The 21,971-nt window shown below is 72.5% G+C and carries 18 protein-coding genes; 2 read left to right on the forward strand and 16 right to left on the reverse strand.

Features of this window, described 5'->3' with window-relative positions; genetic code table 11:
- Positions 1-133: 133 nt before the first annotated feature.
- Both ACIBA9_RS20310 and fmt read right to left on the reverse strand, forming a co-directional pair.
- A complete protein-coding gene (locus tag ACIBA9_RS20310) occupies positions 134-1,552 on the reverse strand; it encodes an RsmB/NOP family class I SAM-dependent RNA methyltransferase (RefSeq protein ID WP_399364776.1) in 1,419 nt (472 codons plus the stop codon).
- Positions 1,553-2,432: 880 nt separating this feature from the next.
- Positions 2,433-3,365, reverse strand: coding sequence for a methionyl-tRNA formyltransferase (gene fmt / locus ACIBA9_RS20315; RefSeq protein ID WP_399364778.1), 933 nt, complete (start codon positions 3,363-3,365; stop codon positions 2,433-2,435).
- Positions 3,366-3,648: 283 nt separating this feature from the next.
- Between fmt and ACIBA9_RS20320 the strand changes: the two genes are divergently transcribed.
- On the forward strand, positions 3,649-4,191 hold the full coding sequence (locus tag ACIBA9_RS20320; protein WP_362161462.1) for a hypothetical protein: 543 nt from the start codon (positions 3,649-3,651) through the stop codon (positions 4,189-4,191).
- A gap of 213 nt (positions 4,192-4,404) precedes the next feature.
- Here the strand turns inward: ACIBA9_RS20320 and ACIBA9_RS20325 are convergent, their stop codons facing one another.
- The 14 genes from ACIBA9_RS20325 to pyrR form a co-directional block, all read right to left on the reverse strand.
- Entirely contained in the window at positions 4,405-6,552 is a 2,148-nt protein-coding gene (locus ACIBA9_RS20325; RefSeq protein WP_399364781.1) for a primosomal protein N', read from the reverse strand.
- 114 nt (positions 6,553-6,666) lie between these two features.
- A complete protein-coding gene (gene metK, locus ACIBA9_RS20330) occupies positions 6,667-7,875 on the reverse strand; it encodes a methionine adenosyltransferase (RefSeq protein WP_399364783.1) in 1,209 nt (402 codons plus the stop codon).
- A 302-nt stretch (positions 7,876-8,177) separates the two neighbouring features.
- Entirely contained in the window at positions 8,178-9,395 is a 1,218-nt protein-coding gene (gene coaBC / locus ACIBA9_RS20335; protein ID WP_399364785.1) for a bifunctional phosphopantothenoylcysteine decarboxylase/phosphopantothenate--cysteine ligase CoaBC, read from the reverse strand.
- Between the two features lie 150 nt (positions 9,396-9,545).
- Positions 9,546-9,818, reverse strand: coding sequence for a DNA-directed RNA polymerase subunit omega (gene rpoZ / locus ACIBA9_RS20340; protein WP_005319902.1), 273 nt, complete (start codon positions 9,816-9,818; stop codon positions 9,546-9,548).
- A gap of 33 nt (positions 9,819-9,851) precedes the next feature.
- Positions 9,852-10,445, reverse strand: coding sequence for a guanylate kinase (gene gmk, locus ACIBA9_RS20345; RefSeq protein WP_362164877.1), 594 nt, complete (start codon positions 10,443-10,445; stop codon positions 9,852-9,854).
- 60 nt (positions 10,446-10,505) lie between these two features.
- Positions 10,506-10,829: an integration host factor gene (locus ACIBA9_RS20350; RefSeq protein WP_003977346.1), complete on the reverse strand. Its 324-nt coding sequence runs from the start codon at positions 10,827-10,829 to the stop codon at positions 10,506-10,508.
- Positions 10,830-11,128: 299 nt separating this feature from the next.
- On the reverse strand, positions 11,129-11,974 hold the full coding sequence (pyrF, locus tag ACIBA9_RS20355) for an orotidine-5'-phosphate decarboxylase (protein ID WP_399364788.1): 846 nt from the start codon (positions 11,972-11,974) through the stop codon (positions 11,129-11,131).
- Positions 11,971-13,077 carry a quinone-dependent dihydroorotate dehydrogenase gene (locus tag ACIBA9_RS20360; protein WP_399364790.1) on the reverse strand — a complete coding sequence of 369 codons (1,107 nt, stop codon included), beginning with the start codon at positions 13,075-13,077 and terminating at the stop codon, positions 11,971-11,973. The genes pyrF and ACIBA9_RS20360 overlap by 4 nt, the downstream gene beginning before the upstream one ends.
- Positions 13,078-13,128: 51 nt before the next feature.
- On the reverse strand, positions 13,129-16,440 hold the full coding sequence (gene carB / locus ACIBA9_RS20365; protein WP_362164870.1) for a carbamoyl-phosphate synthase large subunit: 3,312 nt from the start codon (positions 16,438-16,440) through the stop codon (positions 13,129-13,131).
- Positions 16,433-17,590, reverse strand: a complete 1,158-nt coding sequence (carA, locus tag ACIBA9_RS20370; protein WP_362164869.1) for a glutamine-hydrolyzing carbamoyl-phosphate synthase small subunit — start codon at positions 17,588-17,590, stop codon at positions 16,433-16,435. The genes carB and carA overlap by 8 nt, the downstream gene beginning before the upstream one ends.
- Positions 17,587-18,147 carry a hypothetical protein gene (locus ACIBA9_RS20375; protein ID WP_399364792.1) on the reverse strand — a complete coding sequence of 187 codons (561 nt, stop codon included), beginning with the start codon at positions 18,145-18,147 and terminating at the stop codon, positions 17,587-17,589. Before ACIBA9_RS20375 ends, carA begins: the two co-directional genes overlap by 4 nt.
- The gene (locus tag ACIBA9_RS20380; RefSeq protein ID WP_399364794.1) at positions 18,144-19,430 is read right to left on the reverse strand and encodes a dihydroorotase; all 1,287 of its coding nucleotides are present in this window, start codon (positions 19,428-19,430) and stop codon (positions 18,144-18,146) included. Before ACIBA9_RS20380 ends, ACIBA9_RS20375 begins: the two co-directional genes overlap by 4 nt.
- 5 nt (positions 19,431-19,435) lie before the next feature.
- Entirely contained in the window at positions 19,436-20,413 is a 978-nt protein-coding gene (locus ACIBA9_RS20385) for an aspartate carbamoyltransferase catalytic subunit (RefSeq protein WP_362164861.1), read from the reverse strand.
- Positions 20,414-20,503: 90 nt separating this feature from the next.
- The gene (pyrR, locus tag ACIBA9_RS20390; protein ID WP_362164859.1) at positions 20,504-21,076 is read right to left on the reverse strand and encodes a bifunctional pyr operon transcriptional regulator/uracil phosphoribosyltransferase PyrR; all 573 of its coding nucleotides are present in this window, start codon (positions 21,074-21,076) and stop codon (positions 20,504-20,506) included.
- A 252-nt stretch (positions 21,077-21,328) separates the two neighbouring features.
- Here pyrR and bldD point away from each other — a divergent pair, with 252 nt between their 5' ends.
- Entirely contained in the window at positions 21,329-21,832 is a 504-nt protein-coding gene (gene bldD, locus ACIBA9_RS20395; protein ID WP_020938842.1) for a transcriptional regulator BldD, read from the forward strand.
- Positions 21,833-21,971: the final 139 nt, after the last annotated feature.

Below are 21,971 nucleotides of genomic sequence, written 5' to 3' on the forward strand. Positions count from 1 at the left end.
CCCGGGTCGCTTGACGGAGGGCCCGGCTCGGCCCCTGCGCCAACACGACCCCGCGCGCGCCGTTTTGTCCCACTTCCCGGGCGACTCGTCGTCGCCGACGGCCCGGACGGACGGGGGTTTCCCGGGAACCGTGTCAGCCGGTGCGGCGGATCAGCGCGAGGTACATCGCGTCGGTGCCGTGCACATGCGGCCACAGCTGGACGTCCGGGCCCTCGCCGAGCGCCGGGACGCCGGGCAGCAGCGGACGGGCGTCGATCAGCTCGGTGTCCGGGCGCTGCTTGAGCACGTCGGTGACGACCGCCCGGGTCTCGGCCAGGTGCGGGGAACAGGTCGCGTAGCCGACGACCCCGCCGACCCGCACGGAGTCGAGCGCCGTGCGCAGCAGGGAGCGCTGGAGCGGCGCGAAGTCGTCCAGGTCGTCGGGGCGTCGCCGCCAGCGGGCCTCGGGGCGTCGGCGCAGCGCGCCGAGCCCGGTGCACGGTACGTCCATCAGCACCCGGTCGAAGGAGCCGGGCCGCCACGGCGGGCGCGTGCCGTCGCCGGTGACGACCTGGTAGGGCCCCGGGTTGCCGGCCAGGGCCTTGGCCACCAGACCCGCCCGGTGCGGCTGCTTCTCCGAGGCGAGCAGGAAGGCTCCACGTTGGGCGGCGAGGGCGGCCAGCAGCGCGGCCTTGCCGCCGGGTCCCGCACAGCCGTCGAGCCACTTCTCGTCGGGCCCGTCCAGCGGGGCGTTCGCCAGCGCGAGCGCGACCAGCTGGCTGCCCTCGTCCTGCACTCCCGCGCGCCCCTCGCGCAGGGCCTCGACCGCCCCCGGCTCCCCGCCCTCGGCGAGCCGCACCGCGTAGGGCGACCAGCGTCCGGGCACGGCGGACTCCTCGCGCAGCAGCTCCTCGGCGGTGGCCCGGCCGGGCCGCGCGACGAGCGTCACCTCGGGCCGCTCGTTGTCGGCCTCCAGCAGCTCCTCGATACCGGCGCGCCCGCCGCCCAGGGAGTCCCAGAGCGCGGAGACGATCCAGCGGGGGTGCGAGTGCACGACGGAGAGGTGGTCCTCGGGATCCTCGTCGTAGGGCGGCGCGACCTTCTCGATCCAGCCCTGGAGATCGTCCTGGGCGACCTTGCGCAGCACGGCGTTGACGAACTTCGCCCGCCCGTCCCCGAGCACCACCCGGGCCAGCTCGACGGAGGCGGAGACGGCGGCGTGCGTCGGGATCCGGGTGCCCAGCAGCTGGTGCACACCGAGGCTGAGCACGTCCAGCACCGGCGGGTCGACCTCGCGCAGCGGCCGGTCGACACAGGCGGCGATGACGGCGTCGTACGTGCCCTGGCGGCGCAGGGTGCCGTACACCAGCTCGGTGGCGAGAGCGGCGTCCCGCGCGTCGAAGTCGCCCTTCTCGCGCGCCTTCCTGAGCAGCGGCGGCAACACGAGGTTGGCGTACGCGTCCCGCTCGTCGACCGCTCGCAGCGCCTCGAAGGCGAGGAAGCGGACGGGGTCCTTCTGAGGACGGCGGTAGGGCTTGGCGGGCTTGCTCGGCCGCCGGGGCTGCTCGCTCACGAAAAAAGTGCTCCGGATGTGAAGAAGGGACTGCGGTCTCCAGCCTACGTCGGCACAACGCACGGGCGGCCGACAGGGGCTTCGCGGGGGGCGGGTGAGGGGGTACGGCTGGGGGTCGGCCCGGTGCGGCCGGTGTGACTGGTGTGGCTGGTGTGAGTCCGAGTGGGGGTTTCCCCGGCGGCCGTTGGGCCGGGCGGCAGGGCAGCCGGGCGCGGGGCTTGGCGGTTCGTGGGCGCGGGGCTTGGCGGTTCGTGCGGCGGACGCGCCGCCGTACCCGGTCGGCGACCGAACCCCCGCCGGCCGGTTGGACCGCCGCCACGCCCGGCCCGGAGGTCGGCGCAACCCGGAGTGGGCGGACACCGGCCGAGACGCACGGGCCACAGCGACCGAACCCCCGTCGGCCGGCCGGACCGCCGCCACGCCCCGGCCCGGAGGTCGGCGCAACCCGGAGTGCACGGACACCAGCCGAGACGCACGGCCCACAGCAGCCGAACCCCGCCGGCCGGACCGCCGCCACGCCCCGGCCCGGAGGTCGGCGCAACCCGGAGTGGACGGACACCAGCCGAGACGCACGGCCCACAGCGGCCGAACCCCGGGGCGGGCGGACGACCGGGGAGCGGGCCCGCCCCGCGCGCCCGCGGCCACGTCCGCTATCCGCGTCGGGCGCAGGCCCGGTCGAGCGGACGACCGCCGAGCAGGCCCGCCCCGCCGCCCGCGGCCACGTCCGCTGTCCGCGTCGGGCGGGAGGCCACCGCCGCGCCGGGAGCCCACGGCCGCTGCCGCGCCACGGCGTCACTGGCCACCGTCGGCGGCGACAAGCCCGTCACCCGGTCACACCCACCGTGACGCCGGACGCCAGACGCCGCACGCGCCTTGCCGCTCAGCCGCCGAGTGTCTCGTTCTCCCCGATGCGGACGCCCCGCGCCCAGTCCGCCGCACGCATGGGCTTCTTGCCCTGGGCCTGTACCCAGAGCAGCTCGACGGCGTACGAGCCGGTGCCCACCTGCACACTGTTCTTGCCCACCGCGAGCTGCCCCGGCGCGAGGTCGGTGCGCTCGGGCACGGGCGTGACCTGGATCAGCTTGAGCCGCTCGCCCCGGAAGACGGTCCAGGCGCCGGGCGCCGGAGTGCAGCCGCGCACGAGCCGGTCCACCCGCAGCGCGGGCGCCGACCACTGGACCTGGGCGTCCTCGACGGTGATCTTCGGCGCGAGGGTGATGCCCTCGGACGGCTGTGGCACGGCCTTCAGGGTGCCGTCCTCTATGCCGTCCATGGTCGCAGCGAGCAGCCCGGCGCCGGCGAAGGCGAGCCGGGTCAGCAGGTCACCGCTGGTGTCGGTGGGCCGGATCTCCTCGGTCACGGTCCCGTAGACCGGGCCGGAGTCGAGCCCCTCCTCGATGAGGAAGGTGGAGGCACCGGTGATCTCGTCCCCCGCCATGAGGGAGTGCTGCACCGGCGCGGCGCCGCGCCAGGCGGGCAGCAGCGAGAAGTGCAGGTTGACCCAGCCGTGGGCCGGAACGTCCAGCGCGACCCGGGGCAGCAGGGCGCCGTAGGCCACCACGGGGCAGCAGTCGGGCGCGATCTCCCGCAGCCGCTCCAGGAACTCCGGATCGCGCGGCTTGGCCGGCTTGAGCACCTCGATCCCGGCCTCCTGCGCCCGCTGGGCCACGGGCGACGCGACCAGCCTGCGCCCACGCCCGGCCGGCGCGTCGGGCCGCGTGACGACGGCGGCCACCTCGTGCCGCCCGGAGGCGATCAGTGCGTCCAGGGCGGGAACGGCGACCTCGGGGGTGCCGGCGAAGACGAGCTTCATGGGCGGGATCGGGCCTCTCGGGCGGGGGTCGGACGGGCAGCGCACCAGTCTATGACCACCACCGGAAAGCCGCAGACCGCGAACACCCCGCGTGCGTACGCGCCTCGGCGCTCCCTTCCCGCGGCCGGGGCGGCGCGCGAACCGGAGGGCGGCGTACGCATATGCCCGTACGCCCCCACCCCGTGACCAGCGGAGCGGATACGCGTTGGTCAAGAAAGAGTTGACCACATCGGGCTGTTCTCACGGCCCAGTTCCTTTCAACGCCGGTTCGAGAGGCTTGTTCATGGCCGACCACGCAACCCACGACGCCCAGGCCCGGGCCAGCCTGCACTTGCTGGTGCGGGACATCGAGCGGGTCCGGCGGCAGGTGGACGCACTGCGCACGCTCACCGCCCAGTTGGGCAACGTCTACCGTCCGCGCCGCTCCGGCCCGTCCACGGGCTTCGTCGTCTACGGACGCGCTCCCGCCCCGACGGTGCGGCTCGCCCAGGAACTCCGGGACAGCGTCGAGACGCTGGTCACGGCCGCCGTGGACTTCGACCGTTCACTGGGCTTCTCGTGGGACGCGGTGGGTTCGGCGCTCGGCGTCACCAAGCAGGCGGTGCACCGCCGTTACGGCGCCCGTCGCGCCGCGGCCCAGGCGGCCGCCGAGTCGGAGCGGGCGACGGAGCCCGCCGTCAACCGCACGATCAGCGTGAACACCGGCCTGCCCGCGGTGCCGACGGTCCCCGCGGCCCGCTCCATGCCCACCCAGCCGACGGCGGGCAGCCCCACCCTGCGCGACGACGTCCGGCCGACCGCCTTCCCCGGTCCGCGCAACGGCTGAAGGGGACGGTCCGCCCCTCCCGGCGACTCCCTGGAGCCCTCCGGGAGGGCGACGCGTCCGGGGCCGGGCCATACGCCCCTCGCCTGATCCTCCGACGGCACCCCCCACTTCGCGACACGGCCCAGGACGCCCTCCCGCGCGAGCCCGCCCACGCGCGACGGCGGCCCCCGCACCGGGCCCGCGACCACCAGAGCGCGCCCCGGGCAGCGGGCGTCAGCCGATGTCCGGTGGATCGATCCGCACCCGTACCGCCTCCTCGCCCCCCCGCGCCATACGCGCGGCCTGGGCGCTCTTCAGGGCGGCGGCCAGCGCGGCCCCGCTGCCCGGCGGTACCCGCACGAGCGCCCGCTCCCAGTGTTCGCCGGGCGGTGGCGCACCGGTCCTGCGCGGCCGGCCGGGCGGGGTGGGCGCCACCGGGACCGGCCCCAACACCTCGGCGTCCGCGGGAAGTTCGACGGCCGCCAGGAATCCGGCGACGGCCGTGGGCGTCCCGGCGACGGCCGCCATCCTGGACACCGGCGGAAAGCCCAGCTCGGCCCGCTCGGCCAGCTCCCGCACCGCGTGCCCGACCGGGTCCCAGCGGACGAGCGCCTGCACGGGACGCAGGGTCGGTTCGGCCACCACGACCACCGTCCCCCCCTGCTCCTGCGGCCGGACGAGCGCACCAGCGGCGATCCACCGGCGCAGGGCGTCCTCGCCGGCCCGCAGGTCGGGTCGTACCAACATGGCCCAGCCGTCCAGCAGCAGCGCCGCCGCGTAGCCGCCCTCGGCGACCGGCTCGGCGCCCGGGGTGCTCACCACCAGCGCGGGCGTGTCCGGCACGGTGTCCAGCACGTGCTCCCGCCCCGAGGTGCGCACCGGCACGGCGGGAAACGCCCGGCCCAGTTCCTCGGCGGTCCGCCGGGCGCCCACGACCTGGGCGCGCAACCGGAAGCCGCCGCACTCCGGGCAGTGCCAGGCGCCCTCCTCCCGCCCGCACCACCCGCACCGCAGAACGCCCCCGTCCTGCCCTTCGAGCGGCCCGGAACAGTGCCGGCAGCGGGCGGGCGCCCGGCACTGGGCGCAGGCCATGCGGGGCGCGTAGCCCCGGCGGGGCACCTGCACCAGCACCGGGCCGTGCCGCAGCCCCTCGCGGGCCGCCTGCCAGGCGAGGGTGGGCAGCCGGGCGGCACGGGCGGCCTCGTCGCGCGCGAGGTCCTGGTCCCCCACCGTGCGCACCAGGGGCGCGGCCCGCCGCACGTGGTCCCGGCTCGCGACCAAGGGCCGGGCCCAGCCGCTCTCCACGAGCTGGGCGGCCTCCACGGTGCAGGCGAACCCGCCGAGCAGGAAGGCGCACTTGTCCAGCGCGGCCCGCAGCAGCAGCACCTCCCGCGTGTGCGGCTGCGGGGCGTGCTGTTCGCTGTGGCTGTCGTCGCCGTCGTCCCAGACGGCGACGAGCCCGAGGTCTTGCACCGGAGCGAACATGGCCGCGCGCGTCCCGACGACGGCCCGGACGGAGCCCCGGCGGACCGCGAGCCACTGCGCGTACCGCTTCTCGGGGCCGGCGTCGGCGGTGAGCGTCGCGTGCCGGCCCTCGCCGAGCAGGGCGGTGAGCGCGGCGTCCACCCGCGCGGCGGCCCTGCCGTCGGGTACGACGACGAGGGCACCGCGTCCCGAGGCGAGGGTGGCGGCGACGGCGCGGGCCACCTCCTCGCTCCACAGCGGCCCCGGCAGCGCGTTCCACACGGCCCTGGGGGCTCCCCCGGAGGCCAGCGCGTCGAGGAAGGCGCCCCCCTGTCCGTACCGCGCCCAGGAGCCCGGTTCCGGTGCCGGCGGGGGCGGCAGGGGCGGGGGGGACGGGCGCTGCTCGGCCCGGGCGTTGCGCGGCGGCACGGCGAGCTGGAGGACGTCGGCGAGACTGCCCGCGTACCGGTCGGCGACGGCCCGGGCCAGGGCCAGCAGCTCGGCGCCCAGCACCGGCTCGGGCGAGACGACCTGGGCCAGGGCGGCCAGCGGCCCGGAGTAGTCGGACTCGGCCCGCCGCTCGACGAGGAAGCCGTCGATGAGTCCGCCGCCCTCCCGGCGGCCGTCGCGCACCCGGCCTCGCCCCGCGCCGAACCGCACGCGCACCCGCACCCCGGGCCGCGCCTGCTCGTCGAGTTCCTCGGGCACCGCGTAGTCGAAGTACCGGTCGAGGTGCAGCACACCCTTGTCGACCAGTACCCGCGCGACGGGCAGTTCCGGGGCGAGGGCGGCCCCCCGCCAGGTCCGCGGCTTGGCCCGCGGTGTCTTCGCCCGGCGCACGCTCTCCCGGATGAGCGCGAGCTGCTCCGGCGGCGCGCCCTCGGCCTCGCCGTCCCCCACTCCGTTCTCGCTGCTCACGCTTGCATTCTTACCAAACGCCACTGACACCCGGCGCCTCGCGGCCGGGCGCACGCCGAGGCCCGGCCCCCCTCGAAGGGGGGCCGGGCCTCGGCGGACAGGATATGCGGGGGCCTAGAGGCCCACGGCGGCGCGCAGGGCGTCCACGCGGTCGGTGCGCTCCCAGGTGAAGTCGGCCAGCTCGCGGCCGAAGTGGCCGTAGGCGGCGGTCTGGGAGTAGATCGGGCGCAGCAGGTCCAGGTCGCGGATGATCGCGGCCGGGCGGAGGTCGAAGACCTCGTCGATGGCCTTCTCGATCTTCTCCGGCTCGACCTTGTGGGTACCGAACGTCTCCACGAACAGCCCGACCGGCTCGGCCTTGCCGATCGCGTACGCCACCTGCACCTCGCAGCGGGCCGCAAGCCCCGCCGCCACGACGTTCTTGGCGACCCAGCGCATCGCGTAGGCGGCCGAGCGGTCGACCTTGGAGGGGTCCTTGCCGGAGAACGCGCCGCCGCCGTGGCGGGCCATGCCGCCGTAGGTGTCGATGATGATCTTGCGGCCGGTCAGACCGGCGTCACCCATCGGGCCGCCGATCTCGAACCGCCCGGTCGGGTTGACCAGCAGGCGGTAGCCCTCGGTCTCCAGCTTGATGCCCTCGTCCAGCAGCGCCTTCAGCTCCGGCTCCACGACGAACTCGCGGATGTCGGGCGCCAGCAGCGACTCCAGGTCGATGTCGGAGGCGTGCTGGGAGGAGACGACCACCGTGTCCAGGCGGACGGCCTTGTCGCCGTCGTACTCGATGGTGACCTGCGTCTTGCCGTCCGGGCGCAGGTAGGGGATGGTGCCGTTCTTGCGGACGTCGGACAGCCGCTTCGACAGCCGGTGCGCCAGGAAGATCGGCAGCGGCATCAGCGTCGGCGTCTCGTCGGACGCGTAGCCGAACATCAGGCCCTGGTCGCCCGCGCCCTGCTTGTCCAGCTCGTCGTCGTCGCCCTCGACCCGGGCCTCGTACGCCGCGTCCACGCCCTGCGCGATGTCCGGGGACTGCGCGCCGATGGACACCGACACACCGCAGGAGGCGCCGTCGAAGCCCTTCTTGGAGGAGTCGTAGCCGATCTCCAGGATCTTGCCGCGGACGAGGGTCGCGATGTCCGCGTAGGCCTTCGTCGTCACCTCGCCGGCCACGTGCACCAGGCCGGTGGTGATCAGCGTCTCGACGGCGACCCGGGAGGTCGGGTCCTCGCGCAGGAGCGCGTCCAGAATGGTGTCGCTGATCTGGTCAGCGATCTTGTCGGGGTGACCCTCGGTCACGGACTCCGAGGTGAACAGGCGACGGGACACAACGCTCCCTGTGGTTGCAGCGGCTGCTGGCTGATCATTTGCGGTCGACGTGAGGGCTGCGCCCGGTCGACCGTGAACAGTTTATCGGTCGCACTCGGCCGATGGGGCACCGTCTCGCCTCTCGGGAGCGCTGTGACCTGCGGCACGGGCATTCTGCACAATGCCGAGCGGCCTTGGCCAGAGCCGCCTCGCGCCATTGTCCGGCGCAAAAGAGCTGTCGGGTGGCCGGGGCAAAACGCCCCGGACGGCCGAACCGGAACGTCCCCGGACGGCCGAACCGGAATCCGCGCGTGGTGTCCGCGTCAGCCGAGACGGGCCGCCACGAGGTCCCAGACGGTGTCCGCGAGGGCTTCCTTGGGTCCGTGCGGCACCGGCGTGTCGCTGCCGTCGGCGCTCAGCACGACCGCCTCGTTCTCCTCGGAGCCGAACGTCTTGCGCTCCCCCACCTCGTTGACCACGAGCAGGTCGCAGCCCTTGCGGGCGAGCTTGGCGCGGCCGTTGGCCAGGACGTCGTCGGTCTCGGCGGCGAAGCCGACGACCACCTGGCCGGCGCGGGCGCGGTCGGCCGAGATCTCCGCGAGGATGTCGGGATTGCGCACCAGGACGATCGGATCGGGCTCGTGACCGTCCTTCTTCTTGATCTTCCCGGTCGCGTAGGCCGCGGGGCGGAAGTCGGCCACGGCGGCCGCCATGACCACCGCGTCGGCGTCCGCCGCGGCCTTCAGGACGGCCTCGCGCAGCTGGACGGCCGTGCCCACGGCGACGACGTCCACGCCGGCCGGGTCGGGCAGGCCGGTGTTGGCCGCGACCAACGTCACACGGGCGCCACGGGCGGCGGCGGTGCGGGCGAGGGCGTAGCCCTGCTTGCCGGAGGAGCGGTTGCCGAGGAAGCGGACCGGGTCCAGGGGCTCGCGCGTGCCGCCCGCCGAGACGACGACATGGCGGCCCCGCAGATCGGGTTCGGTGACGCCCCGGGCCAGCACCCGGCGGCAGACCTCGAAGATCTCCCCCGGGTCGGGCAGCCGGCCCTTGCCGGTGTCCACGCCGGTGAGACGGCCGACGGCGGGCTCGACGACCACGGCGCCGCGCCGGCGCAGCGTGGCCACGTTCTCCTGGGTGGCGGGGTGCTCCCACATCTCGGTGTGCATGGCGGGCGCGAAGACGACCGGACAGCGAGCGGTCAGGAGGGTGTTGGTCAGCAGGTCGTCGGCGAGGCCGTGGGCGGCCTTGGCGAGCATGTCGGCCGTCGCCGGGGCCACCACGACGAGGTCGGCGTGCTGGCCGATGCGGACGTGCGGAACCTGGTGGACGTCGTCCCAGACCTCGGTCGAGACGGGGTTGCCGGACAGGGCGGACCAGGTGGCGGCGCCGACGAAGTGCAGCGCGGAGGCGGTCGGCACCACGCGGACGTCGTGGCCCGACTCGGTGAACCTTCTCAGCAGCTCGCAGGCCTTGTAGGCGGCGATGCCGCCGCTGACGCCCAGAACGACCCTCGGCTTGTCCGCCATCTCTTTCGCCATCTCTCCCCGGCTAGGCACCGTACGAGGCCTCGTACGAGACCATCACACACCACAGGCCCGGCAGCGTGACTGCCGGGCCTGTGGATAAAACGGCTGCGATCTGAACGTACTACCGACGTACTACCGCAGATGCGCGTACTGCCGCGGGTACTACTGAGCCGGGCCCTCGATGGCCTCGGAGGTCAGCAGACCGGCGTTGATCTCGCGCAGGGCGATCGAGAGCGGCTTCTCGTGGACATGGGTGTCGACGAGGGGACCGACGTACTCGAGGAGACCCTCGCCGAGCTGCGAGTAGTACGCGTTGATCTGGCGGGCCCGCTTGGCCGCGTAGATGACGAGGCTGTACTTCGAGTCGGTGGCCTCGAGGAGCTCGTCGATCGGCGGGTTGATGATGCCCTCGGGCGCGGTGATGGAAGAGGACACGCTCTACCTTCCGATGGATGGGAAAGAAATCAGTCACACAACGTTCATCAAGGCTAGCAGCTCACGGGCCACGTCCTCGACGGAGGTGTTGACCAGGGTCTCGTCGAACTCCGGCTCGGCCGCCAGCTCGGTCCTGGCCGCCTGCAGGCGGCGCTCGATGACCTCGGGCGACTCGGTGCCCCGCCCGGTGAGCCTGCGCACCAGCTCCTCCCAGGAGGGCGGGGCCAGGAACACCAGCTGGGCGTCGGACATCGACTCGCGTACCTGGCGCGCCCCCTGGAGATCGATCTCCAGCAGGACGGGCTCGCCGTTCTCCAGCCGCTCCAGTACGGCCGCGCGGGGCGTGCCGTAGCGGTTGCCGGCGAACTCGGCCCACTCCAGCAGCTCGCCGTTGGCGATCAGCTTGTCCATCTCCTCGTCGGTGACGAAGAAGTAGTGGACTCCGTGTTGTTCGCCGGGGCGCGGCCTGCGGGTCGTCGCCGACACCGAGAGCCAGACCTCGGGGTGTTCCTTGCGCATATGAGCGACGACCGTGCTCTTGCCGACCCCGGAGGGGCCGGAGAGCACGGTCAGCCGCGGACGTGCGTCCGGGGGCTCGGGGGTCGTCCCCCGGAGTGTTACTGCCATGCAGCGATTATTCCAGCAATCCCGGGGTGCCCGGGACTCCCGGTCCGGCAGGGCCCGGACTCAGGATCCGGTGCTGCCGAACTCACGCTCCAGGGACGCGATCTGGTTGGAACCGAGACCGCGCACCCGGCGGCTCTCGGAGATGCCCAGACGCTCCATGATCTGCTTGGCGCGGACCTTGCCCACGCCGGGCAGCGACTCGAGCAGTGCGGAGACCTTCATCTTTCCGATGACGTCGTTCTCCTGGCCCTGCTTGATGACCTCGTGCAGAGAGGCGCCGGAGTGCTTGAGTCGATTCTTGACCTCGGCCCGCTCCCGGCGAGCCGCGGCGGCCTTTTCGAGCGCGGCTGCGCGCTGTTCAGGGGTAAGGGGCGGAAGAGCCACGCCTACGTCACCTCGGATGTCGAACTGTCGGATACGGACCGGTGAGGAACCTAGTCGCCCCACACCTGGGGAGCTACGAGCAACACGCTGCCCGTTCTCCCCCACTGCCTGAAGGGCGTGGGAGGTGCCCCCACTGCTCGGAGACTAGCGGGCAAGTCCGCCAGAGTCAGCGAGAACAGCGGAAAAGTCCTGGTCAGCCTCCGTCAGGCCAGACATTTCAGACATAATGCCCTGGATTTGAGGATGTATTCACGCTCCGGTCGCCCCGGCGACCCCCGGCCGGGCACTCGACGGAGGAGTCAGACGGCGCCGACGGCGGCCCGGATCTCCCCGGCGAAGCGCTCGGTGGCCGTCCGCAGCGCCCCGAGGTCGGGACCGTGACGCAGAACACCCCGGCTGACGTTGGGCACCACGTTGCGCACCGCCGATCCGAAGACCCCGGGAAGATCGGCCGCCGTCGCTCCCTGGGCGCCGACGCCGGGCGCGAGGAGCGGGCCGTTGATGTCGAGGTCGTAGGACGACAGATCGCCCACCGTGGCCCCGACGACCGCCCCGAAGGAGCCCAGCGGCTCCTCCCCCGCGTTCTCGGCGGCCAGGTGGGCCAGCATGGTCGCGCCCACGTCGCGGCCGTCGGCGCGGACCGCGTGCTGCACCTCCGGCCCCTCCGGGTTGGAGGTCAGGGCCAGCACGAAGAGTCCGGCGCCGTTCTCCCGGGCGAGCGCGACGGCCGGGCTGAGCGAGCCGTAGCCGAGGTAGGGCGAGACGGTGAGCGCGTCGGAGAACAGCGGGGCGTCCTTGTGCAGGTAGGCCTCGGCGTACCCGGCCATGGTCGAACCGATGTCGCCGCGCTTGGCGTCCATCACGACCAGCGTGCCGGCCGCCCGCGCCTCCTGGACCGCCTTCTCCAGAACGGCGACGCCGCGCGAGCCGAACCGCTCGAAGAAGGCGCTCTGCGGCTTCATGACGGCGACCCGGTCGGCCACCGCCTCGACGATCGTGCGGCTGAACCGCTCCAGGCCCGCGACGTCGTCGTTCAGGCCCCACTCGGCGAGCAGGGAGGCGTGCGGGTCGATGCCGACGCACAGCGGGCCGCGTTCGTCCATGGCCCGGCGCAGCCGGGCGCCGAAGGGCTCCGGAACAGTCATGCGGACTTCCTCACGTCGGCGCCGACCGCGTCGGCGAGGGTGGCGTAGGGGCTGGTGCGCAGGCGCGCGGCGAGGCCCTTGTGGATCGCGCGGGACCACAAGGGCCCCTCGTAGATGAAGGCGCTGTAGCCCTGGACCAGCGTGGCACCGGCCAGAATCCGCGCCCAGGCGTCCTCGGCGGTCTCGACGCCGCCGACGCCCACCAGGGTGATCCGGTCGCCCACGCGCGCGTACAGACGGCGCAGGACCGCCAGGGATCGCTCCTTGAGGGGCGCGCCGGACAGCCCGCCGGTCTCCTTCACGAGCGCCGGATCCGACCGCAGGCCCAGACCCTCGCGCGCGATGGTCGTGTTGGTGGCGATGATGCCGTCCAGGCCCAGCTCCACGGCCAGGTCGGCGACGGCGTCGACGTCCTCGTCGGCGAGGTCGGGGGCGATCTTCACCAGCAGCGGGACCCGCCGGCCGGTGACCATGCGGTCGGCGGCCTCGCGCACGGCGCTCAGCAGCGGTCGCAGCGCCTCGGTGGCCTGGAGGTTGCGCAGACCCGGCGTGTTCGGCGAGGAGACGTTGACCACGAGGTAGTCGGCGTACGGCGCCAGCCGCTCGGCCGACTTCACGTAGTCGCCGACGGCCTCCGCCTCGGGGACGACCTTGGTCTTGCCGATGTTGACGCCGACGACCGTCGCGAAGACCGGCTTACGGGTGGCGAGGCGGGCCGCCACGGTCAGCGAGCCGTCGTTGTTGAAGCCCATGCGGTTGATCAGCGCGCGGTCCGCGACGAGCCGGAACAGCCGCCGCTTGGGGTTGCCGGGCTGCGGCTCCCCGGTGACCGTGCCGATCTCCACGTGGTCGAAGCCCAGCATCGACATGCCGTCGATGGCGACGGCGTTCTTGTCGAAGCCGGCGGCGAGCCCGAAGGGGCCGTGCATGCGCAGCCCGAAGGCCTCCGTGCGCAGTTCCTTGTAGCGGGGCGCGAGGGCGGCCGCGACGAACGTGCGCAGCACCGGGACGCGCACCGCGAGGCGGATCCAGCGGAAGGCCAGGTAGTGGGCCTTCTCGGGGTCCATCCGCTTGAAGAGGAGATTGAAGAAGATCTTGTACATGGTGTCCTCATGAAGAGGGGGACACCGTTTCCGGTGTCCCCCTCGGGGCTGCTAGTCGCGGGCCGCGGTCAGGTGCTCCGCGTGTTCCTGGAGCGAGCGGACGCCCACGTCACCGTGGTGGAGGGCGTCGATGCCCTGGACCGCCGCGGCGAGCGCCTGGACGGTGGTCAGGCAGGGCACGGACCGCGCCACGGCCGCCGTGCGGATGTCGTAGCCGTCGAGGCGGCCACCGGTGCCGTACGGGGTGTTGACGATGAGGTCGACCTCGCCGTCGTGGATGAGCTGGACGATGGTCTTCTCGCCGTTCGGGCCGGTGCCCTCGGACTGCTTGCGCACGACGGTGGCGTTGATGCCGTTGCGCTTGAGGACCTCGGCGGTTCCCGAGGTGGCGAGCAGTTCGAAGCCGTGGGCGACCAGCTCGCGCGCCGGGAAGATCATCGAGCGCTTGTCGCGGTTGGCGACCGAGATGAACGCGCGGCCCTTGGTGGGCAGCGGGCCGTAGGCGCCCGCCTGCGACTTGGCGTACGCCGTGCCGAAGACGGAGTCGATGCCCATGACCTCGCCCGTGGAGCGCATCTCCGGGCCGAGGACGGTGTCGACACCGCGGCCCTGGATGTCCCGGAAGCGCGACCAGGGCATGACGGCCTCCTTGACGGAGATCGGCGCGTCCAGCGGCAGCTCGCCGCCGTCGCCGCTCTTCGGCAGCAGGCCCTCGGCGCGCAGTTCGGCGACGGTCGCGCCGAGCGAGATCCGGGCGGCGGCCTTGGCCAGCGGCACGGCGGTCGCCTTCGAGGTGAAGGGAACCGTGCGCGAGGCGCGCGGGTTGGCCTCCAGGACGTAGAGGATGTCGCCCGCCATCGCGAACTGGATGTTGATCAGGCCGCGTACGCCGACGCCCTTGGCGATGGCCTCGGTCGAGGCGCGCAGGCGCTTGATGTCGAAGCCGCCGAGGGTGATCGGGGGCAGGGCGCACGCCGAGTCGCCGGAGTGGATGCCGGCCTCCTCGATGTGCTCCATGACACCGCCGAGGTACAGCTCCTCGCCGTCGTAGAGCGCGTCGACGTCGATCTCGATGGCGTCGTCCAGGAAGCGGTCGACGAGGACCGGCCGGGAGGGGCTGATCTCGGTCGACTCGGCGATGTAGGAGGCCAGGCGGGTCTCGTCGTAGACGATCTCCATGCCGCGGCCGCCCAGGACGTACGACGGCCGCACGAGGACCGGGTAGCCGATCTCGTCGGCGATGGCCTTGGCCTCGTCGAAGGTGGTGGCCGTGCCGTGCTTCGGGGCCGGCAGGCCCGCCTCGGCGAGGACCCGGCCGAAGGCACCGCGGTCCTCGGCGGCGTGGATCGCCTCGGGGGGCGTGCCGACGACCGGCACGCCGTTGTCCTTCAGGGCCTGCGCCAGGCCGAGCGGGGTCTGGCCGCCCAGCTGGACGATCACACCGGCGATCGGGCCGGCGAGGGACTCCGCGTGGACGATCTCCAGCACGTCTTCCAGCGTCAGCGGCTCGAAGTACAGGCGGTCGGAGGTGTCGTAGTCGGTGGAGACGGTCTCCGGGTTGCAGTTGACCATCACGGTCTCGTACCCGGCGTCGGACAGCGCGAAGGAGGCGTGGACGCAGGAGTAGTCGAACTCGATGCCCTGGCCGATGCGGTTCGGGCCGGAGCCCAGGATGATCACCGCGGGCTTCTCGCGGGGCTCGACCTCGCTCTCCTCGTCGTAGGAGGAGTAGAAGTACGGCGTCCTCGCGGCGAACTCGGCGGCGCAGGTGTCGACCGTCTTGTAGACCGGGCGGATGCCGAGGGCGTGCCGCACCTCGCGGACGACGTCCTCGCGCAGGCCGCGGATCTCGCCAATCTGCTGGTCGGAGAAGCCGTGCCGCTTGGCCTCGGCGAGCAGGTCGGCGGTCAGCTCGGGCGCCGCGGCCAGCTCGTCCGCCAGTTCCTTGATCAGGAAGAGCTGGTCGACGAACCACGGGTCGATCTTCGTGTACGCGAAGACCTCCTCGGGCGTGGCGCCCGCGCGGATGGCCTGCATGACGGTGTTGATCCGGCCGTCGGTGGGCCGTACCGCCTCGCGGAGCAGTGCGTCCTTGTCCCCGCCGGTGTCGCCGACGAAGGTGAACTGGCTGCCCTTCTTCTCCAGCGAGCGCAGCGCCTTCTGGAAGGCCTCGGTGAAGTTGCGGCCGATGGCCATGGCCTCGCCGACCGACTTCATGGTGGTGGTCAGCGTGGAGTCGGCCTGGGGGAACTTCTCGAAGGCGAAGCGGGGGGCCTTGACGACCACGTAGTCGAGCGTGGGCTCGAAGGAGGCCGGGGTCTCCCGCGTGATGTCGTTGGGGATCTCGTCCAGGGTGTAGCCGACGGCCAGCTTGGCGGCGATCTTGGCGATCGGGAAGCCGGTGGCCTTGGACGCGAGCGCCGAGGAACGGGACACGCGCGGGTTCATCTCGATGACGATCACCCGGCCGTCCTCGGGGTTCACCGCGAACTGGATGTTGCAGCCGCCGGTGTCGACACCGACCTCGCGGATCACGGCGATGCCGATGTCCCGCAGGGTCTGGTACTCGCGGTCGGTCAGCGTCATCGCGGGGGCGACGGTGATCGAGTCGCCGGTGTGCACGCCCATGGGGTCGAAGTTCTCGATGGAGCAGACGACCACGACGTTGTCGTGCTTGTCGCGCATCAGCTCCAGCTCGTACTCCTTCCAGCCGAGAATGGACTCCTCCAGGAGCACCTCGGTGGTGGGCGAGAGGGTGAGGCCCTGGCCGGCGATGCGGCGCAGCTCGTCCTCGTCGTGCGCGAAACCGGAGCCGGCGCCGCCCATGGTGAAGGACGGGCGGACGACGACCGGGTAGCCGCCGAGGGTCTCGACGCCCTGGATGACGTCGTCCATGGAGTGGCAGATGACCGAGCGGGCGGACTCGCCGTGCCCGATCTTCGCGCGGACGGCCTCCACGACGCCCTTGAACAGCTCGCGGTCCTCGCCCTTGTGGATCGCCTCGGGCTTGGCGCCGATCAGCTCGACGCCGTACTTCTCCAGGACGCCGTTGTCGTGCAGCGAGATGGCGGTGTTCAGGGCCGTCTGGCCGCCCAGGGTGGGCAGCAGGGCGTCGGGACGCTCCTTGGCGATGATCTTCTCGACGAACTCGGGGGTGATCGGCTCGACGTACGTGGCGTCGGCGATCTCCGGGTCGGTCATGATCGTCGCCGGGTTGGAGTTGACCAGGACGACCCGCAGCCCCTCGGCGCGCAGGATGCGGCACGCCTGGGTGCCGGAGTAGTCGAACTCGGCGGCCTGGCCGATGACGATCGGGCCGGAGCCGATGACCAGGACGGACTGGATATCGGTGCGCTTAGGCACGCTGGCCCTCCATCAGGGAAACGAAGCGGTCGAACAGATAGGCGGCGTCGTGCGGGCCGGCCGCCGCTTCGGGGTGGTACTGGACGGAGAAGGCCGGCTGGTCCAGCAGCCGCAGCCCCTCCACGACGTCGTCGTTCAGGCAGACGTGGGAGACCTCGGCGCGGCCGAACTCCGTCTCGCTGACCTGGTCGAGCGGCGCGTCCACGGCGAAGCCGTGGTTGTGCGCGGTGACCTCCACCTTGCCGGTCGTACGGTCCTGGACCGGCTGGTTGATGCCGCGGTGGCCGTACTTCAGCTTGTAGGTGCCGAAGCCGAGGGCGCGGCCGAGGATCTGGTTGCCGAAGCAGATGCCGAACAGCGGCGTGCGGCGCTCCAGGACGGCCCGCATCAGCGCCACGGGGCCGTCGGCGGTCGCCGGGTCGCCGGGGCCGTTGGAGAAGAACACGCCGTCCGGGGCGACGGCGTAGACGTCGTCGGCCGTGGCGGTGGCGGGCAGCACGTGCACCTCGATGCCGCGCTCGGCCATGCGGTGCGGGGTCATGCCCTTGATGCCGAGGTCGACGGCGGCGACGGTGAAGCGCTTCTCGCCGACCGCGGGGACGACGTACGCCTCCTTCGTCGCGACCTCCTCGTACAGGCTCGCGCCCTTCATGTGCGGCTGGGCCTGCACGCGCGCGAGGAGCTCGGAGTCGGAGGCGACCGCCTCGCCGGAGAAGACGCCGGCGCGCATGGAGCCGCGCTCGCGCAGGTGGCGGGTGAGCGCCCGGGTGTCGACCCCGCTGATGCCGACCACGCCCTGCCGCTCCAGCTCGTCGTCCAGGGAGCGCTTGGCCCGCCAGTTGGACGGCACGCGCGCGGGGTCGCGCACGACATAGCCGGAGACCCAGATGCGCCCGGACTCGTCGTCCTCGTCGTTCCACCCGGTGTTGCCGATCTGCGGGGCGGTCGCGACGACGATCTGGCGGTCGTAGGACGGGTCGGTCAGCGTCTCCTGGTAGCCGGTCATACCGGTGGAGAACACGGCCTCGCCGAAGGTCTCCCCCACGGCCCCGTAGGCGCGGCCGCGGAAGGTGCGGCCGTCCTCCAGGACGAGTACGGCGGGAAGCGCCTTGTTCCTCTGCGAGGAGCTTCCCCTGGTGGAGGTCGTCATCGTGCGCCTTCCGTGTCGTTGATCATCTGGTTCAGGGTGTCGACCCACTCGGTGTGCTCGGCCGCGCGGTCGGAGCGGAAGCCGGAGTCGATCAGTTTGTCGCCGTGGGCCCAGGTCACCACCAGCAGTCCGCCCTCGGTGAGGACCTTGCCGGCGATGCCCTTGTCGAGCCGGGCCTCGCGCAGTGCGGCGACGGGGACGAAGAAGTCGCTCGCTCCGGGGCGCTCGACCTTTAGACCTCGGTCCGTCAGGGTCAGCTCGACCCGGCTGCGGGTGCCCAGTCCGTGGGCCACGATGCGGTCCAGCCACTGCCCGGCGGTGGTGGAGCCGTGGTAGCGGCCGCTCATGCTCAGTCTGGCCGGGCCGCTCTCCTCCGGCGCGCTGGGCAGCGCGGGCAGGTCACCCTGGAGCGTGCCGCGCCACTTCCAGCCCTCGCGCATCAGCCAGTAGACGAGCGCGACGAAGAGCGCGAGTCCGACGAGCCAGCCGATGCGGGCCCCCCAGTCGGTGACCTCGGCCGACTTCTTGGCCTCGGCCAGCAGGATTACAGGTGTCACGTGAGCTTCCCGTCGACGAGCGTGGCCTTCCCCCGCAGCCACGTGTGCGTCACACGGCCCGGCAGCGCACGCCCCGCGTAGGGGGTGTTGCGGCTGCGCGAGGCGAAGCCCGCGGGGTCCACCTGGCCACGGTATGCCGTGTCGACGAGGGTGAGGTTCGCGGGCTCACCAGCCGAGACGGGACGGCCGTGCCCGGTGGCCTGTCCGATGCGCGCGGGTGTGAGGGACATCCGGTCGGCGACGCCGGCCCAGTCCAGCAGACCCGTCTCGACCATGGTCTCCTGCACCACCGACAACGCGGTCTCCAGGCCGACCATGCCCATGGCGGCCGCGGCCCACTCGCAGTCCTTGTCCTCGTGTGGGTGCGGGGCGTGGTCGGTGGCGACGATGTCGATCGTGCCGTCGGCGAGCGCCTCGCGCAGGGCCAGCACGTCGCGTTCGGTGCGCAGCGGCGGGTTGACCTTGTAGACGGGGTTGTACGTGCGTACCAGCTCGTCGGTCAGGAGCAGGTGGTGCGGGGTGACCTCGGCGGTGACCTGGATGCCGCGGGACTTGGCCCAGCGGACGATCTCGACGCTGCCCGCGGTCGACAGGTGGCAGATGTGGACCCGGGAGCCGACGTGTTCGGCGAGCAGCACGTCCCGCGCGATGACCGACTCCTCGGCGACGGCCGGCCAGCCGCCCAGGCCCAGCTCGGCGGAGACGACGCCCTCGTTCATCTGGGCGCCCTCGGTCAGGCGCGGTTCCTGGGCGTGCTGGGCGACGACGCCGCCGAAGGCCTTCACGTACTCGAGGGCCCGGCGCATGATCACGGCGTCGTCCACGCACTTGCCGTCGTCGGAGAAGACGGTGACGCCGGCGGCGGACTCGTGCATGGCCCCCAGCTCGGCGAGCTTCTTGCCCTCCAGGCCCACGGTGACGGCGCCGATGGGCTGGACGTCGCAGTAGCCGTGTTCCAGGCCCAGCCGCCAGACCTGCTCGACGACGCCGGCGGTGTCGGCGACCGGGAAGGTGTTGGCCATGGCGAACACGGCGGTGTAGCCGCCGGAGGCGGCGGCGCGGGTGCCGGTCAGGACCGTCTCGGAGTCCTCGCGGCCCGGCTCGCGCAGATGGGTGTGCAGGTCGACCAGGCCCGGCAGCAGCACCTTGCCGTCGGCCTCCACGACCTCGGCGCCGTCGGCCGACAGGCCCCGGCCGACCTCGGCGATCGTCTCGCCGTCGATCAACACGTCCTGCGGCTCGCCGCCCAGCACCTTCGCACCGCGGATCAGGATCTTGCTCATGGGTCTTACTTCTCCTCGGTACGGGTGTGGGTGACGGCGGGCTCGTTTCCACCGAGCAGCAGATAGAGAACGGCCATCCGGATGGAGACGCCGTTGGCGACCTGCTCGACGACGGTGCAGCGCTCCGAGTCGGCGACCTCGGCGGTGATCTCCATGCCGCGGACCATCGGCCCGGGGTGCATCACGATGGCGTGCTCGGGCAGCCTCGCCATGCGGTCGCCGTCGAGGCCGTAGCGCCGCGAGTACTCGCGCTCGGTCGGGAAGAACGCGTCGTTCATGCGCTCGCGCTGGACGCGGAGCATCATCACCGCGTCGGACTTGGGCAGCGTGCTGTCGAGGTCGTACGACACCTCGCACGGCCAGTTCCCGACGCCGACCGGCACCAGGGTGGGCGGGGCGACCAGGGTGACCTCGGCGCCCAGGGTGTGCAGCAGGTCGACGTTGGAGCGGGCGACCCGGCTGTGCAGGACGTCGCCGACGATGGTGATCCGCTTGCCGGACAGGTCCTGGCCGAGCCCGGCGTCGCGGCCGACCAGCCGGCGCCGCATGGTGAAGGCGTCCAGCAGGGCCTGGGTGGGGTGCTGGTGGGTGCCGTCGCCCGCGTTGATCACGGCCGCGTCGATCCAGCCGGAGTTGGCCAGCCGGTAGGGGGCTCCGGAGGCGCCGTGCCGGATCACCACGGCGTCGACGCCCATGGCCTCCAGCGTCTGGGCGGTGTCCTTCAGGGACTCGCCCTTGGAGACGCTGGAGCCCTTGGCGGAGAAGTTGATGACGTCGGCGGACAGTCGCTTCTCGGCGGCCTCGAAGGAGATCCGGGTGCGGGTGGAGTCCTCGAAGAACAGGTTGACGATCGTGCGGCCGCGCAGGGTCGGCAGTTTCTTGATCGGCCGGTCGGCGACCCGGGCCATCTCCTCGGCGGTGTCGAGGATCAGGACGGCGTCGTCGCGGGTGAGGTCGGCGGCCGAGATGAGATGACGCTGCATCTGTCAGGCTCCGTAAGGCAGTTCAATCGGGAGGATCAGGGCAAACCGGTGCGCGTGTGGGCACGCCGAAGCGGCCTCGCGCCGGAATTGCTACTGGGCGGTCGGCTTCGCGCCGAGCAGCACGGTGTCGCGACCGTCCTCCTCGGCGAGCTGGACCTTGACCGTCTCCCGCAGCGACGTGGGGAGGTTCTTGCCGACGTAGTCGGCGCGGATGGGCAGTTCGCGGTGGCCCCGGTCGACGAGGACCGCGAGCTGCACCGCGCGCGGGCGCCCGATGTCGTTCAGGGCGTCGAGGGCGGCGCGGATGGTGCGGCCGGAGAAGAGCACGTCGTCGACGAGGACGACCAGGTGGCCGTCGATGCCGTCACCGGGGATGTCGGTGCGGGCCAGCGCGCGCGGCGGGTGCATGCGCAGGTCGTCGCGGTACATGGTGATGTCGAGCGAGCCGACGGGGACCTTGCGGTCGGTGATCTCCTCGAGCTTCGCGGCGAGCCGCTGGGCGAGGAAGACGCCTCGGGTGGGGATGCCGAGCAGGACCACATCGTCGGCGCCCTTGGCGCGCTCGACGATCTCGTGGGCGATGCGGGTCAGCACCCGGGCGATGTCGGGGCCCTCGAGAACGGGCCTGGCATCGGTGGCGGGGATGTGCGCGTGCGAGTCCATACGAAACGGACCTCCTTCTCCGCCTCACGGGACGGACCTTAAAGGACGTCGGATTTGCGCCATCCACGGTAGCAGGTCGCCGGGAGCCCTTCGATCACCCCCCTGGCCCAATGCGTCGGCACTACCACCGATCCGTCGGTGTGGACCATTCGGCTTGACGCAAGAGAGTCACGCTGCGTAACCTCACAGTGAGTTACCAGCCGCGCGGCGGGAAAACAGCCGGCCGCGTCGACACAGTGTCCGGGGAGCCATATGTCCAGCGAATACGCCAAACAGCTCGGGGCCAAGCTCCGGGCCATCCGCACCCAGCAGGGCCTTTCCCTCCACGGTGTCGAGGAGAAGTCCCAGGGGCGCTGGAAGGCCGTGGTGGTCGGTTCGTACGAGCGCGGTGACCGTGCCGTGACCGTGCAGCGCCTTGCAGAGTTGGCCGATTTCTATGGTGTCCCCGTGCAGGAACTGCTGCCGGGCACCACGCCGGGCGGGGCCGCCGAGCCGCCGCCGAAGCTGGTCCTGGACCTCGAGCGGCTGGCCACCGTGCCGGCCGAGAAGGCGGGACCCCTGCAGCGCTACGCGGCGACGATCCAGTCCCAGCGCGGTGACTACAACGGCAAGGTGCTGTCGATCCGCCAGGACGACCTGCGCACACTCGCCGTCATCTACGACCAGTCCCCCTCGGTGCTCACCGAGCAGCTGATCAGCTGGGGCGTCCTGGACGCGGACGCGCGTCGCGCGGTGGCCACGCACGAAGACGCCTAAACCTTCCGCTGATTCAGCAGAAACGTGGGGGCGGGGGGGGGGGGGGGGGGGGGCGCGGGGGGGCGCACCCCCGCGCGCCGGGGGCGGCCGCGCGCGCCCCCCCCCCCGGGGGGGGCGGGGGCGGGGGGGGGGGGGGGGC

The organism is Streptomyces sp. NPDC051452, assembly GCF_044454765.1.
In the GTDB taxonomy this organism is placed as follows: domain Bacteria; phylum Actinomycetota; class Actinomycetes; order Streptomycetales; family Streptomycetaceae; genus Streptomyces.